The 17,954-nt window shown below is 62.6% G+C and carries 17 protein-coding genes; 4 read left to right on the forward strand and 13 right to left on the reverse strand.

Translation table 11 applies throughout. From position 1 onward, the window contains the following. Positions 1–32 precede the first annotated feature (32 nt). Both B5526_RS22075 and B5526_RS22080 read left to right on the forward strand, forming a co-directional pair. The gene (locus tag B5526_RS22075; RefSeq protein ID WP_079541577.1) at positions 33–395 is read left to right on the forward strand and encodes a nuclear transport factor 2 family protein; all 363 of its coding nucleotides are present in this window, start codon (positions 33–35) and stop codon (positions 393–395) included. 168 nt (positions 396–563) lie between these two features. Further along, positions 564–1,799, forward strand: a complete 1,236-nt coding sequence (locus B5526_RS22080; RefSeq protein WP_079541579.1) for an MFS transporter — start codon at positions 564–566, stop codon at positions 1,797–1,799. Positions 1,800–1,892: 93 nt separating this feature from the next. On the opposite strand, the gene B5526_RS22085 is transcribed toward B5526_RS22080, so the two are convergent. Beyond that, positions 1,893–2,387 (reverse strand): VOC family protein, encoded by a 495-nt coding sequence (locus B5526_RS22085; RefSeq protein ID WP_079541581.1) that lies wholly within the window; start codon positions 2,385–2,387, stop codon positions 1,893–1,895. 186 nt (positions 2,388–2,573) lie between these two features. Continuing rightward, positions 2,574–3,119 carry a carboxymuconolactone decarboxylase family protein gene (locus B5526_RS22090; RefSeq protein WP_079545184.1) on the reverse strand — a complete coding sequence of 182 codons (546 nt, stop codon included), beginning with the start codon at positions 3,117–3,119 and terminating at the stop codon, positions 2,574–2,576. Between the two features lie 154 nt (positions 3,120–3,273). Here B5526_RS22090 and B5526_RS22095 point away from each other — a divergent pair, with 154 nt between their 5' ends. Both B5526_RS22095 and B5526_RS22100 read left to right on the forward strand, forming a co-directional pair. After that, complete coding sequence (locus B5526_RS22095; RefSeq protein ID WP_079545185.1) at positions 3,274–4,458, forward strand: acyl-CoA dehydrogenase family protein; 1,185 nt, start codon at positions 3,274–3,276, stop codon at positions 4,456–4,458. A gap of 164 nt (positions 4,459–4,622) precedes the next feature. Further along, positions 4,623–5,762, forward strand: coding sequence for an acyl-CoA dehydrogenase family protein (locus tag B5526_RS22100; RefSeq protein WP_079541583.1), 1,140 nt, complete (start codon positions 4,623–4,625; stop codon positions 5,760–5,762). A gap of 354 nt (positions 5,763–6,116) precedes the next feature. Here the strand turns inward: B5526_RS22100 and B5526_RS22105 are convergent, their stop codons facing one another. The 11 genes from B5526_RS22105 to B5526_RS22150 all read right to left on the reverse strand — a co-directional run bounded on the left by B5526_RS22105 (position 6,117) and on the right by B5526_RS22150 (position 17,941). After that, entirely contained in the window at positions 6,117–7,154 is a 1,038-nt protein-coding gene (locus B5526_RS22105) for an amino acid ABC transporter substrate-binding protein (RefSeq protein WP_079541585.1), read from the reverse strand. Between the two features lie 56 nt (positions 7,155–7,210). Next, positions 7,211–7,801: a L,D-transpeptidase gene (locus B5526_RS22110; RefSeq protein ID WP_079545186.1), complete on the reverse strand. Its 591-nt coding sequence runs from the start codon at positions 7,799–7,801 to the stop codon at positions 7,211–7,213. Between the two features lie 180 nt (positions 7,802–7,981). Further along, positions 7,982–8,110, reverse strand: a complete 129-nt coding sequence (locus tag B5526_RS37815; protein ID WP_154071386.1) for a DUF2474 domain-containing protein — start codon at positions 8,108–8,110, stop codon at positions 7,982–7,984. Next, on the reverse strand, positions 8,110–9,123 hold the full coding sequence (gene cydB, locus B5526_RS22115) for a cytochrome d ubiquinol oxidase subunit II (RefSeq protein WP_079541587.1): 1,014 nt from the start codon (positions 9,121–9,123) through the stop codon (positions 8,110–8,112). Before cydB ends, B5526_RS37815 begins: the two co-directional genes overlap by 1 nt. Then, complete coding sequence (locus B5526_RS22120) at positions 9,123–10,529, reverse strand: cytochrome ubiquinol oxidase subunit I (protein WP_079541589.1); 1,407 nt, start codon at positions 10,527–10,529, stop codon at positions 9,123–9,125. Before B5526_RS22120 ends, cydB begins: the two co-directional genes overlap by 1 nt. A 210-nt stretch (positions 10,530–10,739) precedes the next feature. Next, entirely contained in the window at positions 10,740–11,291 is a 552-nt protein-coding gene (locus B5526_RS22125) for a thioredoxin family protein (protein ID WP_079541591.1), read from the reverse strand. Positions 11,292–11,319: 28 nt separating this feature from the next. Beyond that, positions 11,320–12,018: a cytochrome c biogenesis CcdA family protein gene (locus tag B5526_RS22130; RefSeq protein WP_079541593.1), complete on the reverse strand. Its 699-nt coding sequence runs from the start codon at positions 12,016–12,018 to the stop codon at positions 11,320–11,322. A 466-nt stretch (positions 12,019–12,484) separates the two neighbouring features. Beyond that, positions 12,485–13,096 (reverse strand): sigma-70 family RNA polymerase sigma factor, encoded by a 612-nt coding sequence (locus B5526_RS22135; RefSeq protein ID WP_079541595.1) that lies wholly within the window; start codon positions 13,094–13,096, stop codon positions 12,485–12,487. A gap of 350 nt (positions 13,097–13,446) precedes the next feature. Then, the gene (locus tag B5526_RS22140; RefSeq protein WP_079541597.1) at positions 13,447–14,190 is read right to left on the reverse strand and encodes a response regulator; all 744 of its coding nucleotides are present in this window, start codon (positions 14,188–14,190) and stop codon (positions 13,447–13,449) included. Next, positions 14,187–15,932 carry an ATP-binding response regulator gene (locus B5526_RS22145; protein WP_079541599.1) on the reverse strand — a complete coding sequence of 582 codons (1,746 nt, stop codon included), beginning with the start codon at positions 15,930–15,932 and terminating at the stop codon, positions 14,187–14,189. Before B5526_RS22145 ends, B5526_RS22140 begins: the two co-directional genes overlap by 4 nt. Then, entirely contained in the window at positions 15,902–17,941 is a 2,040-nt protein-coding gene (locus tag B5526_RS22150; RefSeq protein WP_079545187.1) for a sensor histidine kinase, read from the reverse strand. The genes B5526_RS22145 and B5526_RS22150 overlap by 31 nt, the downstream gene beginning before the upstream one ends. Positions 17,942–17,954: the final 13 nt, after the last annotated feature.

Genomic DNA, 17,954 nt, shown 5'->3' on the forward strand with positions numbered 1-17,954 from the left:
GCTCAGTGTCCCACTAAAGCGCTGGAGGTTCCATGCCGTCGCGAGAACGCCTGAATGAGTTTATCGCCGTGGTCGAATCCGGCGATCATGCCGGCGCCATCGAGCGCTATTACACCGAGGATGCCAGCATGCAGGAGAACGCGGCCCCGCCGCGCGTCGGCCGCGATGTATTGGTCGCGCGCGAGCGCGGTATTCTGGCGCAGATGTCGCATGTCTATTCCAAGGCGATGTCCTCGGTGGTCGAAGGCGACCGCGTCGCCATTCACTGGATTTTCGAATTGACGGACAAATCAGGCGGGAAGCGCCGGGTTGACGAAGTCGCTGTGCAGGAATGGCGCGGCGACAGGATCTTTCGCGAGCGGTTTTTCTACGATCCGTCGCGGCCGAAGACGTGATGTGATACTTCGGCGACGATCGAAACATTAATCTTTGCTGGCCTGGTATTTTGGTCGTCATGGCCGGGCTTGTCCCGGCCATCCACGTCTTAAGCAGCCAAGAAAGACGTGGATGCCCGGGACAAGCCCCGGGCATGACGGTACCAACAACATAAAAAGAGACAACGGTTGGACGCGTCCAGTCACACATTCATCAACGAAACATCTGCCCGCTACGATGGCTGGCGCATCGTCGCGGTCTGTTTCCTGGTGGCAACGTTCGGCTGGGGATTCGGCTTTTACGGCCAAAGCGTCTATGTCGCCGAGCTGCATCGGCTGCACGGCTGGCCGGCCTCGCTGATTTCATCCGGCACGACCTTCTACTATCTGTTCGGCGCCCTGATCGTCGCCTTTGTCAATGAAGGGGTGCGGGCATTCGGTCCGCGCAATTGCCTGATCGGCGGCGTGGTCGCGATGGCTGTCGCGGCCGCCATGATGGGGCAGGTTACCGCGCCCTGGCAGCTTTATCTCGCCGACGCGCTGTTGGCGTTCGGCTGGGCCGGCACCAGCCTTGCGATCATCACCAATACGCTCGGCCTGTGGTTCGACCACAAGCGCGGCATGGCGATCAGCCTGGCGCTGAACGGCGCGAGTTTTGGCGGCATCGTCGGCGTGCCGTTATTGGTGATCGGGATCGGGTATTTCGGATTTTCCACGGCCATGTCGGTCGCAGCCGTGACGATGCTCGTGCTGACGATCCCCGCCATCCTGATCTTCGTCGGCCGCCCGCCCGGGCGCGGCGGCAGCGCCCCGGGGTTAGCCGCCGCGGAAGCACTGTCCCCATCGCGGATCCGCGCGCAGGCGTTACGCGACGTCGCATTCCTCAGCGTATCGATCGCCTTCGCGCTGGTGCTGTTTGCGCAAGTCGGCTTCATCGTCCATCTGATCGCCTTCCTCGATCCGGTGATCGGCCGTAGCAGTGCCGCGACCGCGGTCGCGCTGTTGACGGCCATGGCGATGGCCGGGCGCATCGTATTCTCCACCGTGATCGACCGGCTCAACCAGCGGCTAGCTTCCGCAATCTCGTTTGTCAGTCAGGCAATGGCGCTCGTGATCATCATCAATTCGCGCAACGAAACCTTGCTGATTGCGGCTTGCGCATTGTTCGGATTCTCGGTCGGAAATCTGATTACGTTGCCGTCTTTGATCGTGCAGCGCGAATTCGACCCGCGCTCGTTCGGGGTATTGATCAGCCTGATCACGGCGATCAATCAGGTCACCTACGCGTTCGGCCCGGGCGTTGTCGGCCTGCTGCGCGATATGTCCGGAAGTTACGCGTTGCCGTTCTACGGCTGCATCGGATTGGAATTGACCGCGGCGGTGCTGATTATGGTGCGCGGACGCAGAGGGAAGACCTCATCCTGAGGAGCGGCCGTCAGGCCGCGTCTCGAAGGATGGGCCACGGGCCTCTTGGTTCGAGACGCGCGAAGACGCGCTCCTCACCATGAGGGTTAAGGGCTACGCCGCCCGCTGCCGCAACAGATCATCAAGATCCAGCCGCTTCGTGTACATCGCAAGCGTCCCGTCCGCGGTGCGGGGCCATTGCTCCTTCGGTTTATCCCAGTACAGCTCGACGCCGTTTTCGTCGGGATCGCGCAGGTAAAGCGCTTCGCTGACGCCATGGTCGCTGGCGCCGTCGAGTGGAATCTTTGCACTCATCACGCGATGCAGGGCATCGGCTAGCGCCGGTCGCGTCGGATAAAGGATCGCGGTGTGAAACAATCCCGTCGTTCCCGGCGGCGGCGGATGGCCGCCTTTGCTTTCCCAGGTATTCAAGCCGATGTGGTGATGGTAGCCACCGGCCGAAATGAACGCCGCGCCCGAGTTCATGCGCTGCATCAGCTCAAACCCCAGCACGCCGCAATAAAACCCAAGCGCGCGATCGAGATCGGCGACCTTGAGATGGACATGCCCGATGCGGGTACCGGCGATGATGGGCGTGTTCTCGGGCATGTTCATTCTCCGCTTGCGCTATCTTACCTCGCCCCGCTTGCGGGGAGAGGTCGGATTTTAGCGTAGCTAAAATCCGGGTGAGGGGGTACCGGTCTAACCTGAAACGTTACGTTTCCGGGAGAGAGCCCCTCACCCCGACCCTCTCCCCGCAAGAGCGGGGCGAGGGAGAACTGCCACCGTGATCCGCTACGCCAGCTCGGAAATTTCCCCCGCCGGCAGCTCGAATTCGAACGTGTTCAGCGTCATCGACACCATGGTGTAATAGCCGCACAGGCCGATGATCTCGACCAGCCCGCGGACGGTCAGCATCTTTACCGCCTCGTCGTACAGCGCCTTGGAGAGCCCATGGCCCTCATGCAGCGATTTGGCGACGTCGTAGATCACCTGGCCCTTGGGGTCATCGAAATGCGGCGTGCGGCGATCGCGAATATCGTCGATGATCTTTGGGTCCATGCCGCCCTTGAGCGCCAGCCGCTTATGGGCGAACCATTCGTAATGCGAGGTAAAGTGCCGTGCGGTGACGAGGATCGCGATCTCCGACAATTTTGCCGGAAATAGCGTATCGAAGCGCAGGAAGCCGCCCAGCCGGGTGGCATGCCGCGCCATTTCCGGGCTGTTAAGCCAGGCCATCATCGGCGGCGGCGGCGCGCCGCGCTTGCCGGCAATCGATTCGTCGTAGGTTTGTTTCTGGTCGTCGGTCATTTCGCCAGGCGAAAGCAACTTCAGCCGCATGTCCATTTCCTCTTGTTTTTCAATCGTTGTGCTTAGGCGAATACACCCGATCGGGGGGCGTGGCCACATCCCTTCCGCATAGGGCAGCGCCAGAGACATATTGAATTCCGCCATGCGATGGCTAAGGTCGATCCAACACCTGAAGGAAACGCACATGTCGGATATGGAAAAGTTTCGCGGCGAAACCCGCGCCTGGCTGGAAGCCAATTGTCCGCCGGAAATGCGCCGGCCGATGACGTCGGACGAGGATACGTTCTGGGGCGGCCGCAACACCAAATTCTCCTCCGAGCCGCAGCGCGTCTGGTTCGAGCGGATGCGCGACAAGGGCTGGACCGTGCCGCATTGGCCGAAGGAATATGGTGGCGGCGGCCTCGATCCCGAACAGACAAAAATCGTCCGCCAGGAGATGGCGGCACTCGGCGCGCGTCAGCCGCTGGTCTCGTTCGGCATTTCCATGCTTGGCCCGGCACTCCTTAAATACGGCACGGACGCGCAGAAGAAGGAACATCTGCCCAAAATCGCCGCCGGCCTGATCCGCTGGTGCCAGGGTTATTCCGAACCGAACGCCGGTTCCGACCTCGCCTCGCTGCAGACCCGCGCAGAGAGCGACGGCGACGAATTTGTCATCAACGGGCAGAAGATCTGGACGTCCTATGCGAATTACGCGGACTGGATTTTCTGCCTGGTGCGCACCGATCCCACGGCGAAGAAGCATGACGGCATCAGCTTCATCCTGTTCGACATGGCGTCAAAAGGCGTCTCGACCAAGCCGATCCTGTTGATCTCCGGCCGCTCGCCGTTCTGCGAAACCTTTTTCGACAATGTGCGGGTGCCGAAGGCCAATGTGGTCGGCACCATCAACCGCGGCTGGGATGTGGCAAAATATCTGCTGCAGCACGAGCGCGCGATGATCTCGGGCATGGGCGAGCGCGGCGTCGGCCGGCCGCTCGGTCAGGTCGCAGCCGACTCGGTCGGCACCGACGAAGCCGGCCGGTTGGAAGATCCGATGCTGCGCGGCCAGATCGCGAGCTTTGAGATCGACGAGGCGGCGCTGGCGTGTGCCGCCGAACGCGCGGTCGATCTGGCGAAGGTGGGCCAATCGCATCCGGCATTCTCCTCGGCGATGAAATATTACGGCACCGAACTGAACAAGCGCCGCTACGAGATCCTGATGTCGGCGGGCGGCATCGACGCGCTGGAATGGGAAAGCCCGCGCTCGAAACAGGGCGCCCGCCCGCGCGCCTGGCTGCGCACCAAGGCCAACTCGATCGAGGGCGGTACGTCCGAGGTGATGCTCGGCATCGTGGCGAAGCGGATTCTCGATTTGCCGGGGGCTTAAAAAGATCCTCATCCTGAGGAGCGGCCTCTTGGCCGCGTCTCGAAGGATGGGCCGCGGGCCTCATGGTTCGAGACGGCGCAAGAGCGCCTCCTCACCACGAGGGAAAGCACCGATACCCACTAACGCTGAACGCTTTTACATTAACCGAACACCGGAACCCACCCATGGCCCTCGTCCTCACCGAAGAACAATCAATGCTGCGCGACAGCGCACGCGGGCTGATCAGCGACAAGGCGCCGGTGTCGCATCTGCGCCAGTTGCGCGACAGCAAGGACGCCACTGGCTTCTCGCGCGAGCTCTGGAAAACCTTCGCGGAGATGGGATTTTCCGGCCTGCTGGTGCCGGAAGATTTCGGCGGCAGCGGGCTCGGTTGTGTCGAAGCCGGCGTGGTGATGGAGGAGATCGGCCGCACCCTGATGCCGTCGCCGTTTCTCTCAACCGCCGTGCTCGCGGCGTCGGTCTTGTCGCGCGGCGGCAGCGCCGCGCAGAAATCGCAGCATCTGCCGAAGATCGTGGATGGCTCTCTGCTCGCCGCGCTCGCCATCGACGAGGGCGCAAAGCATCGCCCGCTCATGACAAAGATGCTGGCGGTACGTTCCGGCAACGGTTTTAGGCTTTCCGGCGACAAGGCCTTTGTGGTCGATGGGCATGTCGCCGATCTCTTGATCGTCGCGGCGCGCAGCGCGGGAAAAGCCGGCGAGCGCAACGGGTTGACGCTGTTCCTGGTCGATCCCAAGACAAAGGGCATTGAGACCGAACGTACCGCGATGGTCGATTCCCACAACGCGGCGCGCATCAAATTCAGTAATGTCGAGGTCAACGCCGACGGCGTGCTCGGCGAGGTCGATCAGGGCGGGGCGCTCCTGGAGGGCGTGCTCAATATCGGCCGCGGCGCGGTCGCCTCCGAAATGGTGGGCTTGAGCGAAGAAGTGTTCGGCCGCACCGTCAATTACCTCAAGGAGCGCAGGCAGTTCGGCAAGGCGATCGGTGAATTCCAGGCGCTGCAGCACCGCGCCGCGCAGCTCTACATCGATATCGAGATCACCCGCGCCGCGGTGCTGAAGGCGCTGCAGACGCTGGACGCGGATTTCGAAAATGCCACGGCAGCGGTGGCCGTCGCAAAAGCCCGCGCCGGCACGACCGCGACACTGGCGGTCCAGGAAGGCGTGCAGATGCATGGCGGCATGGGCATGACCGACCAGTTCGATATCGGCTTCTTCATGAAACGCGCGCGGGTCTGCCAGGAATTTTTCGGCGACAGCAATTTCCATGCGGATCAACTGGCGCGGATGAAGAGTTATTGAGGTTACGTGCAGCGGCGGCGCATCATAAACAGTCGTCATCGCCCGGCTTGACCGGGCGAACCAGTAACCCGCGGCGTTCGTGATTAAGCGGAAAGGCCGCAGCGTACTGGATCACCCGCCTTCGCGGGTGATGACGAGTTGTTGTGTGGCGCGTTGGTCGCGCTCCGCCGTGGGCCCATCACCGTATCGGCGGCGCATCATAAACAGTCGTCATCGCCCGACTTGACCGGGCGACCCAGTATTCCAGAGACGCCAATAATAGATCGATAAGCCGCGGCGTACTGGATCACCCGCCTTCGCGGGTGATGACGGCCTTCTATGCGGTGCGTTGGTCGTGCTGCGGCGTGGAGGCCGTCACCTGATCGGCGGGGCGTACTGAATTCCGCCGGCGCTCCAGAGCTGGTTGAGCCCGCGCGGAATCTTGAGTTTTGATTCGCTTCCGACATTGCGCTCGTAGACTTCGCCGTAATTGCCGACATGGCGGATGATGCGCACGGCCCAGTCTTTGGTCAGCCCAAGCTCCTCGCCGTAATTGCCCTCGGTGCCGACCAGCCGCATCACGTCGGGCTTCTTCGACTTCAGCGCCTCGTCAATGTTTTTCGAGTTAACGCCGAGTTCTTCGGCGTTGATCATGGCGTACAACGTCCACTTCACGATCAGCATCCAGTCGTCGTCACGCTCCCGCACCACGGGTGCGAGCGGTTCCTTCGAGATGACGTCCGGCAGGATCGTATGATCGCCGGGCTTGGTCAGATCGAGCCGCAGCGCGTAGAGCTGGGAAACGTCCGCCGTCAACACGTCGCACTGGCCGGAATCATAGGCCTTGATGACATCCTCCAGTTTGCCGAACTTGATCTCCTGGTATTTCATGTTGTTGGCGCGGAAATAATCGGCGAGGTTGAGTTGCGTCGTGGTCTCCGACTGCACGCAGACCTTGCTGCCGTTGAGCTCCAGCGCCGACTCGATGTTGCGCGCCCGCGGCACCATGAATCCCCCGCCGTCGTAAAAGGCGACCGCCGGGAAATACAGATCATAGGAGGTCTCGCGCGACATGCTCCAGGTCGAGTTGCGCGACAGAATGTCGACTTTCCGGTTCTGCAATTCCTTGAAGCGTTCGCTGGCGTCGAGCGGTACGAATTTTGCCTTCTTCGGATCGTCGAAGATGGCGGCGGCGACCGCGCGGCAGAAGTCGACGTCGAAGCCGGTCCAGTCGCCCTTGTCGTCGGGGATCGAGAAACCCGGCAGGCCCTTGTTGACGCCGCACAGCACTTCGCCGCGCCGGATCGTCCGTTTCAGGGTGCGCGTGTCGTATCGTTCATAGGTGATGGCGAGAGCCGCAACCAGAACTGCGACCGCCAGCCCGATCAGGAGGCCGCCTCGAAATGTGCGCATGATTTATCTCTCGCCAAAAATGGGAAAAGGAACGGATTTCGAGGGAACGGCCGCGGTTACAATTCGGGCTTCTGCCGCACGATGACCTTGGTGCCGACGGGAACACGATCGTAGAGGTCGGCGACGTCGGCATTGACAAGCCGGAAGCAGCCGGAGGAGACCTTGGTGCCGATCGTATCCGGCCGGTTGGTGCCGTGGATGCGGTAGACGGTGGTCCCGAGATACATCGCCCGCGCCCCGAGCGGATTACCCGGCCCGCCGGCCATGAAGCGCGGCAGATAGGGCTGGCGCTCGATCATCTCCGGCGGCGGCGTCCAATCCGGCCACTCCGCCTTGCGGGTGATGTTCAACAATCCCTGCCACTGGAAGCCGTCGCGGCCGACGCCGATGCCGTAGCGGATCGCGCGGCCGCCGGGCTGGACCAGATAAAGGTGGCGCTCGGCGGTCGAGATGATGATGGTGCCCGGCGCCTCGGTGCTGCGGTAGTACACGACCTGCTTGCGGAATTCCGGATCGAGCTCGACCGAATCATCGGGCAGAAGTCCGGGCTGGTCGACGTCGGGCTGCTGCGCAAAGCCGTGCGAGGCCGAGAGCATCAAGCCGACAGCGGCAATCGCCGTGCAGATCAGGTGCCGAAATCTTGTCATTCCAGGGCTCTCCTCGTTGGCGCGGTCGAATAACGCTGCCGGGGGGTGTATCACCGTTTGCCAAATCAGGAACAGCATCAAATCTCAGCGCTGGCGCGAAGGCAAGCAAGGCGGATAACTAGCTGGAATGTTTTCGGTTTTCGGCAGTCGGCGATGGCCGGGGAATGTGGCCCGAAAGCCTCACTTGGGTGCGAGCCAGAGCCGCAAGCCGTAGGAGACGATAGCGACCGTGCCGACCCCGCCGAGCCAGAGCGCCACGAACCACAGCAGGCGCTGGGCAAGCGGTGGCGGTTTTTGCTCGTTACGCATCAATGATACCCGCTCTCGGGCCTCACCTTGCCGCGGAACACCCAATAGGCCCACGCGGTGTAACCGAGGATCAGCGGAATCAAGATCGCCACGCCGACCAGCATGAAGCGCTGGCTGTTTTCGGGAGACGCCGCCTGCCAGATCGTGATGCTCTGCGGCACGATATAGGGATACATGCTGATGCCGAGCCCGGCATAGGATAGCGCGAACAGCGCGAGCGTCAGAAAGAACGGCTGATGGTCCCATTTGTTGGCGAGCGCGCGCAGCAACAGCACGGTTGCGGCCGCGACCGCGATCGGTACCGGCGCTGTCAGGATCATGTTGGGCCAGGAGAACCAGCGCTGGGTATATTGAATGTGCAGGAACGGCGTAGCGATGCTGACCGCGCCGATCGCGCCCAGCATCGCGAACAACAGAAACCAGCTCAGATGATAAGCCCGGTCGCGAAGCGCGCCTTCGGTCTTCAGCACCAGCCAGGTCGCCCCCAGTAGCGAATAGCCGACGGCCAATGAGAGGCCGGTCAAGATGCTGAACGGCGTCAGCCAGTCCCACCAGCCGCCGGCATAATGCCGTGCCTCGACGTTCACGCCCTGCAGGATGGCGCCGAGCGCAATGCCCTGCGCCAGGGTTGCGAGCAGCGATCCGCCGGCGAATGCGATGTCCCAGCGGTTGCGCTCGCGCTGCGTGGTGCGCCAGCGGAATTCGAAGGCGACGCCGCGGAAGATCAGGCCGATCAGCATGGCGATGACAGGCGTGTAGAGCGCCGGCATCAGCACCGCATAGGCCAGCGGAAACGCCGCCATCAGGCCGCCGCCGCCGAGCACCAGCCAGGTCTCGTTGCCGTCCCAGACCGGCGCCACGCTGTTCATGATCACGTCGCGATCGGCTCTGGCGGGAAACAGCGGAAACAGGAGGCCGAGGCCGAGATCGAATCCATCCATCACCACATAGACGAAGACCGCGAACGCGATGATAAACGCCCAGACGATGGTGAGGTCGATGATCCCGATCATCACGCGGATCCTTCCGCAACGACGCCGGCGGCGGGCGTGATGCCGGCGGCGCGGGCCGGCGCATCATGGCTTGGTCCCTGTTCGCCCGGGTGCGGCGGCGACGCCATCAGGCGGAGAAGGTAGATGACGCCGGTGGCGAACACCGCGAAATAGACGATGACGAAGGCGATCAATGACGAGCCGACCGCGGGAGCCGCCAGCGGTGAGGCGGATTCAGCCGTTCGCAACAGCCCATACACCGTGAACGGCTGCCGTCCGGTCTCGGTCGTGATCCAGCCCGCCAGCACTGCGACAAAACCCGCCGGGCCCATTGCCATCGCGAACATGTGCAACAGCCGGAATTGGTAGAGCGCGCCGCGCCAGCGCGCCCACAGGCTGAACAGGCCGAGCCCCATTATCAAAAATCCCAATCCGACCATAACGCGGAATGACCAGAAGGTGATCGGCACCGGCGGCCAGTTTTCGCGCGGCACGGTGTCGAGGCCGGCCATCGGCGCATCCAGGGAATGCTTTAGAATGAGCGAACCCAGTTTTGGAATCTCGATGGCGTATTTGACCTGGCCTTCGGCCTGATCGGGCAGGCCGAACAGATACAGCGGCGCGCCGTCCTTGTGGCTCTGGAAATGGCCCTCCATCGCCATGATTTTCACCGGCTGGTGCTCGAGCGTGTTGAGGCCGTGCTGATCGCCGGCCAGAATCTGAATCGGCGCCACTAACGTCGCCATCCACATCGCCATCGAAAACATCACCCGCGGGCCGGCGAGATGCTGGTCGCGCAGCAGATGAAACGCGCCGACGGCCCCGACCACGAGCGCGGTGGTGAGATACGCCGCCAGCACCATGTGCACCAGCCGGTACGGGAACGACGGATTGAAGATCACCTTGAGCCAATCGGCGGCGACGAACTGCCCGTCGGCATTGACGGCGTAGCCGGCCGGCGTCTGCATCCAGGAATTGGCGGAGAGGATCCAGAACGCCGAGATCAGCGTGCCGATCGCGACCATCAGGGTTGCAAGGAAATGCAATCTGGGGCCGACCCGCTTGAGGCCGAACAGCATGACGCCGAGGAAGCCCGCCTCGAGGAAGAATGCGGTCAGCACCTCATAGGCCATCAAGGGTCCGATCACCGGACCCGCCTTGTCGGAAAACGCCGCCCAGTTGGTGCCGAACTGGTAGGACATCACGATGCCCGATACCACGCCCATGCCGAACACGACCGCGAAGATTTTCAGCCAATAATTGAACAGGTTGATGAAAACTTCGCGCCCGCTCCACAGCCAGAGCGCCTCGAGCACCGCGAGGTAGCTGGCAAGCCCGATCGTGAACGCCGGAAACACGATGTGGAACGACATCGTGAATGCGAACTGCGCCCGGGCCAATACCACCGCATCCACGCCCTGAAACATAGGCACCATCCGTCATTGTAGGCCTGCGGTTTATCACGCTCATTGCAGCGATGGAATTGGTGCGGCATAAAACAATGCGGCATAAAAAAATCCGCCGACCGCGTCATCCCATCCCCCCGGAAGGGAGCGGCGCGCGATCGGCTGGAACAAAGTTCTAGTCAACGCGGGCCCGCGTTGACGAACGTCATGATTTTGTCAGAAGGAAACCGCTCAGCTCGCGGGGTTGAGCAGGCGCGCGATGGTTTTGTCCATCTCTTCGTAGCGGCCTTCGCCGTCGTGCTGATAGACGATCTTTCCGCTCTGATCGACGATATATTGCGCCGGCCAATATTGGTTGTGATAGGCGTCCCAGGTCTGCGAATCATTGTCCTGCGCCACCGGATAGGTGATGCCGTGCCGCTTCAGCGCCGCCTGCACATTGGATGCGGATCGTTCGAACGGAAACTCCGGCGTATGAATGCCGACCACGACCAGGCCGCGATCTTTATATTTCGCATAGAGCTCGGTGACATGCGGCAGCGTGTTGACGCAATTGACGCAGCCATAGGTCCAGAAATCCACCAGCACCACCTTGCCGCGCAAATCCGCGATGTTGAGGGCTGCCGAATTGAACCAATTGCTGATGCCGGCGAAGTTGGGCGCGCTGCCCTGAACCGCCGCGACCTTGAACGGCGCGGCCTCGCCGCTGATGCCGGGACTGGCTGTGCCGATCAGGCAAAGGGCGGCGAGCGAAGCGGAAGCGGCGAGCGATCGTAGCGTCATGAGCGTCTCCTTGGGTTTTGTCAGTTGATCAGAGGCCGATCTGCCCCTGCGGGTAAAACGATGTCAGCCACGCCACGATCAGGGTGTCGTATTGAAAGTATGACGCGACCGCGAAGGCGATCACGACGGCGCCGAAACCCTGCTGCAGCCTTGGCGAGATTTTCGCGATGCTGCTGATACGGGTGGTGACCGCCTGGCCGCCATAGGCGATCGCGAGCATCGGGATCGCGGCGCCGATGGCGTAGACCACGAGCTGCGTGCTCGCCCATGCGGTATCTTTCGACGTCGCAACGATGGTGAGGATCGAGCCGAGCACCGGACCGGCGCAGGGCGTCCACACCAGGCCGAGCGTGGTGCCGAGCACGAAGCCGCCGATATTGCCTTGGCGCGAGGCGGCCCCGCCGGCCGCGTGGCTCGTCAACCCGTTGAGACGGATCGACAGCCATTCGAACGGCGCCGGCCAGATCATCAACAGTCCAAACAACAGCAGCAGGATGGTCGCGCCGGTGCGCAGGCTGTTGGGATCGAAATCGAACACGCGGGTGATCGCGCTCAGCAGTAGCGCCGTGGCGGAAAACGAAATGACAAACCCGAGCGCGATCATCGCCGGCCGGATCTTGCCGGTCTGGCCGACGGACGCGCCCAGCAGGATCGGCAGCACCGGCAGCGTGCAGGGCGCCGCGATGGTGACGACGCCGGCAAGCAGGGCAAGAAGGAGATTGAGCATGTCAAGAACCCACCGAACGATCGCCGCGCCCGGCCTGGCGGCGGCGTGGTCTCATCGTCCTTCGGGAGATCAGGGCTGGACGTTACTCCGCCAGCGTCACGTGTTCGTGAGGTTCCGACCTCATCCTGAGGAGCCGCGCGTCGCGCGGTGTCTCGAAGGATGGCCGCGAGTCCCGGCGTTGCCCATCCTTCGAGACGCGCGCAAGGGCGCGCTCCTCAGGATGAGGTCGGAGATAAAAACAGAGCGACCCGGAGGGGGGCATCCCGTCCGGGTCGTTGGAGGTTCTTTGGAGGTTGGAAGACTGGTCGGCTAGAAACTTGATGCTGATGTTATAGCGAAGGAGTTTTTCCGCCTGATGTCGCGAATTGTTTCAATTGTTTCGTCCCCGGTAACTTTTCCTGCAAAAGATGAAACCGGCTTTTGCCCGTGATGCCAACGTAACATGTTGAATTTACGTGGCTTCATCCTACGCCGCCAGGCTGTCGATGCCGGCGCCCTTGAGCAGCTCGGCAAGCTGCTTACGGGCATAAAACATCCGCGTCTTCACGGTGCTCTGGGGAATGCCGATGATCGCGCCGGCCTCTTCGACCGACTTCTCATGGTAGTAGACGAGGTTGATGATCTCGCGGTGCGCCGGGGACAATTTCGCGACGCAGGCGCGCAGGATCGCGCTGGTGGTGCTGCGGTCGAGCGAGGCTTCGGGAGTGTCGGCCTCATCAGCAATCTCGAGCACGTCCTCCTGGTCGATGTCCTCGTGGCGGCGCTGGCGCAGCGCGGTCAGCGCCTTGAAGCGCGCGATCGACAGCAGCCAGGTGGATACCTGCGAACGGCCTTCGAACTGCGCGGCGGTGCGCCACACGTCGAGAAACACCTGGCTGACGAGGTCTTCCGCCATCGTGGTATCGCGCACGATGCGAAGGACAAAACGGTAAACCCGCGTATTGTGACGGGAGTAAAGGATATGCATCGCTGTCCGGCCGCCATCGGCAATGCTTTCCAGCAGCATTTCGTCAGAGGTCGCTTGCGCTGCGAGAATGCCTTGGCGGGCTGCGGCGTTGATCGCGATCACGTTCTGCATGACAGGCTCCCGGTGAGCCGCTTGGGCGGCGCTTCGTTAGGCAAATTGTTAATCAGCCAACGTTTCGGGACGTCTGCACCAAAGGGGTAAAATGGTTTCATGCGCCGGAGAATTGTTTCGTCGCGGCGCCTGCGACGAAACATTCGGGATGGAAATGTCAGTAATTTCAATGAGCGTAAAATTGGAAGGGATTCCAAAAGTCGTCGTCCCGGCCAAGCGAAGCGCGAGCCGGGCCCCATAACCACAAATGCCTGTATTGCAAAAAAGCTAGGGCCACGGCGCGTCTTAACAACCTGCACTTGTGGTTATGGGTCCCCGCTTTCCGCGGGGACGACGCTGGAGGAAAGAGGCTAGGCCTTGTCCCCCGTCGGCGAAAACAGGTATCCGCCGCCGCGGATGGTGCGGATCACCGCGGGCTTGGTCGGGTCGGGCTCGATCTTGCGCCGGATCCGCATGATGCGCAGATCGACGGCGCGGTCGAACGCTTCGGCGTCGCGCGCGTTGGCCAATTCCAACAGCCGCTCGCGCGACAGCACCCGCTTCGGATTGGCCGCGAACACTTTTAGCAGCCCGAATTCTGAAGCGGTCAGCGGATGTTCGTTGCCCTCATCGTCGCGCAGTGCCTGCGCCTCGAGATCGAGCCATTTGGTGCCGAACCGCACCAATTGATCTTTTGCCGCTTTTGCCTCGGCACTCTCCGGCGCTGGGCCTAGCGCCTTGACCGGGGCGCTTCGCCGCAGCACCGAGCGGATCCGCGCCATCAACTCCCGCAGCTCGCAGGGCTTTGCTATGTAGTCGTCGGCGCCGAGTTCGAGGCCGACGACGCGGTCGATCGGGCTTGCGGTCGCCGTCAGCATGATGACGGGAACATTGATGCGGCTTTTGAGATCACGGATGATCGAAAGCCCGTCCTCCTCCGGCATGTTCAGATCGAGCACCACGAGATCGGGCGCGCCGGACTCGATGGCGCCGCGCAGGCTCTTGCCGCCGTCGCACAGCGTCACGGTAAAGCCGTGCATCTTGAGGTAATCGCCGACCATTTCGCGGGCCGGCGCCTCGTCATCGACAATGATGATGTGCTGACTTTGGGTCATGACTCTGTCGCGGGCAATGTGACGGTGAAGGTCGAGCCCTGTCCAGGGCCGGGGCTCGCGGCCGTCACCTCGCCGCCATGCATGTCGATAATGCGCTTGACGATGGATAGGCCGAGCCCGGTCGAACTTTCACCGGCGGTGGGTTTTGCGGAAAGCCTTTGGAAGCGGCCGAACAATCGCCCGAGATCCTCGGGCGACAGGCCGGCGCCCTGGTCAGCGATGCGGATCACGGTGTTGGTCCCCTCGTGGCTGACTGCCACCGCGATCATGCCGCCGATCGCGCTGTATTTGATGGCGTTGCTGACGAGATTGTCGATCGCCTCCCGCATCCGGTCGGTATCGCACATGGTGACGAAATTCGGCGGCGCCGACACCGTGATGGTCTGCTGCTTGTTTTTGGCCAGCGGCTGATTGGCGTCGACGACTTCGCCGACCAGGCCTGCAATATCCACCGGCTCGCGCCGGATAGTGATGTCGAAGGCGTCCGCCATCGCGTCCGAAATCAGATGATCGACCATCGAGGTCAGCCGCTTGGTGGCGTCGCGGATATGTTCGACCTGGGAGGTGACGTTCTCCTTGGAGGAGCCGGCGCTGATCAACTCCGTCAGCATTTCGGTGCGGCCGAGGATCACCCCTAATGGATTCTTCAGGTCATGGGCGACGGTGCCGAGAATTTCATTTTTAAAACCGTTGGCGCGCTGCAGCCGCAGCCATTGCGACGACAGTCTGCGGTTGGCCTGCATCAGCGCGCGGGTGCGCTGGGCGACGCGGTCCTCGAGCTGGGTATTGGCTTCATGCAGCTGCTGATAGAGAATGACGTTGTCAAAGGCGATCGAGAGCCGGCTGCCGAAAATCTCGACCAGCGCCCGGTCCGTCTCCGACAGCTGGCGCTCGGCCTGCAGCAGCACCACGACTTCGCGGCCGCTGCCGGTGCGCAGATAGAGCACGCTGCGGTGATCGAAGAATTCATTCTTGCGGCGCTGGAATGCCGCTTCGACCATCTGGCGCAGGTCCGGATCGAGCGATTTGGAGCTGGTGGTGCCGATGAAGCGGCTGTAGCAGCCGGAGCCGGCCAGCACCGAGAAATCCGAGTCCGACTTGCCGCCGTCATCGCGCAGCACCAGGATGCCGGCGCAATCGACATTGAGCAGCGACGCCAGTTGCGTCAGCACGCCTTCGGCGAGCCGCTGCATCGATTTGAAATCGTACAGCGTCGAGGCGGCATCGATGATGATCTCCAGGCCGCGCCGCGTCTGCACCATGCGCTCGAGCTGCTGATAGCTGCGCAGCGCCGCGGTCAGCGAGGTGAACAGCTTGTCGGCGGTAAGCTCGGTTTTCGCCTTGTAGTCGTTGATGTCGTATTGGACGATCACCCGCCGCTCCGGCGCCTGGCCGGGCTGCCCGGTGCGCAGGATGATGCGGACGGTCTCATTCCGGATTTCGTTACGGATGTATTCGACGAGGTCGAGGCCGGCGGCGTCGGTTTCCATGATGACGTCGAGCAGCACCGCGGCGATGTCGGGATGGGCGCGCATCAACGTGCGGCCCTCGGCCGCCGAATAGGCCGACAGGATCTCCAGCGTGGCGCCATGCAGGCTGTAATCGCTGAGCGCAAACCGCGTGCCTTCGTGCACGGCCTGATCGTCGTCGATCACCGCGATCTTCCATTTGCGCGCGGTGGAAGTCTCCGGAGCGGTTCCGGAATCGTCGATCAGGTGGAGGACATCGTCCTGTTCGGCCATTGAGGGGTTCCGTCGCTTGCCTGGTCTGTCGTTGCCGGGCCGCCCTTGGCGGTCCTCGGCATGATAATGCGAAATGTGGTGCCTTGTCCCAGCCTTGAATCCAGCATCATCCGGCCGCCGAGCTGCTGAGTGACGAGATTATAGACAATATGCAGCCCCAAACCGGTGCCGCCCTCGTTGCGGCGCGTGGTAAAGAACGGGTCGAATGCCTGCCGCTGCACGTCGGGCGTCATTCCGGCCCCGTTGTCGGCAAAAATGATCTCGACATCGTCATGGCCGCGGGGCCGCGCCGAGATCGAGATGGCGCCGGCGCGGCCGTCGGCAAAGCCGTGATTGGCGGCGTTGAGGAATAGGTTGGTCAGGATCTGGCCATAGGAGCCCGGGTAGCCGTCGATCACGAGGCCCTCCGGCACGTCGACCGACAGCGTGATCGGCGCCCTCTTGAGCACCGGCCGCAGGCTGGCGATGATCTGGTCGGTCGCCTCGCTTAGACTGAACTGCCGGCGCTCGGCATGCGAGCGGTCGACCGCGACCTGCTTGAACGACTGGATCAGTTCGCCGGCGCGATGCAGGTTTCCCACCAATTGGCCCGCGGCGTCGCGCGAGGTGCGGACGAATTCTTCCAGTTGCGAGCGGCGCAGCGGCGTGTCGGACCGAAGCTCGGCCTCGAACATTTCCGCACGGCGCGAGAAGCTGGTCGCGACCGTCAGGCTGATGCCGATCGGGTTGTTGACTTCATGGGCGACGCCGGCGACCAGGCCGCCCAGCGCCGCCAGGCGTTCGGCGTCGATCAGGTTTTGCTGGGCTGTGTTGAGCTCGAGCAGCGCGCCCTCGGCTTTCTCCTTGGACGAGCGCAGCTCGTCCTCGGTCTTGCGCTTGGCGACGGCGTTTTCGCGGAACACCTCGACCGCGCGCGCCATCGCGCCGACCTCGTCGCTGGCGTCGGTGCCCTGCACGCGGCGGTCATAATCGCCCGACGTGATGGCGTGCATCGCCGCCATGATCTGCTGCAGAGGCAAACGGATAGAGAGCGCGATCAGGACGCCCGCGGTGATGATGATGCCGAGAAAGATCACCGCGATCGACAATACCTGGCGCGAAATATCGGCGAGCGTCTGGTCGAAGGTCTCCTGCGCCTTCTGTTCGCGCCGGCGCATCTTGACCGACAAATCGTCGATTGCGCCGATCGCCTCGGCCTGGCTGGCGTCGATGGTGTTGCGCAACAATTCGGTGCGGTTCGCGAGCTGCTCGAACAATTTGGCTAACCCCTCGCGCAGCGCCACGGTACGCGCCTGCAACCGCTGCAGCGCCATCCGCTGCAAATCGTTGTCGGAGAGGTCGGACATCACGGGGATGGTTTTCTCGATGGTTTCGGTGTTGCGGCGGGCTTCCTCGGCGGATGCGGTCGCGAGCGAAAGATAATAGGCGTTGGCCGCGACCAGCATCGCGGTGAACGCCTCGCGGGATTTTCCAAGCGACGGCCAGATCAGCGCATCGCGATGGCCGGTCGCACCCTCGATGATCGAATAAAGCCCGGCCATATCCTTGGCGGGACCCAGCACTTCATCCTCGTAGGTTTTCGAAATCGTCGCCTGGACGCCGCGCAATTCGCCAAAACCGTTGAGGAAGCGCTCGGTGACGTGCTCGAGTTCGGCCACCGATCCCGACAGCATCGGATCGGTCGAGGCACGGTTGGTGAGGGTGCCGAGCACGGCTTCGCGGAGCAGCAGGATCTCGGCGAACAAATCGGGGCTCGGCTGATTGATGTAGCGATGGATCAGGTTCTGCAGCCGGCCGGTCTCGCTCTCCAGCAGCGCCAGGATCTTGTCGGACTCCCGCACCTGGCGGACGTCGTCCCAGGCCGAGCCGAGCACCTTGGCGCCGTTCCAGATCATGGCGACCAGCACGACAACGACCGCCGAGTTCAGCGCCGCAATCGAGAGGATGCGCCAGCGAATCGGTACCGCGCGGACCAGCCCGACAATGGCTGCGCGACCGCGCGCAGCCAGGCCCGGGCGCCGT

It is taken from the genome of Bradyrhizobium lablabi (assembly GCF_900141755.1).
GTDB classification, from domain to species: domain Bacteria; phylum Pseudomonadota; class Alphaproteobacteria; order Rhizobiales; family Xanthobacteraceae; genus Bradyrhizobium; species Bradyrhizobium lablabi_A.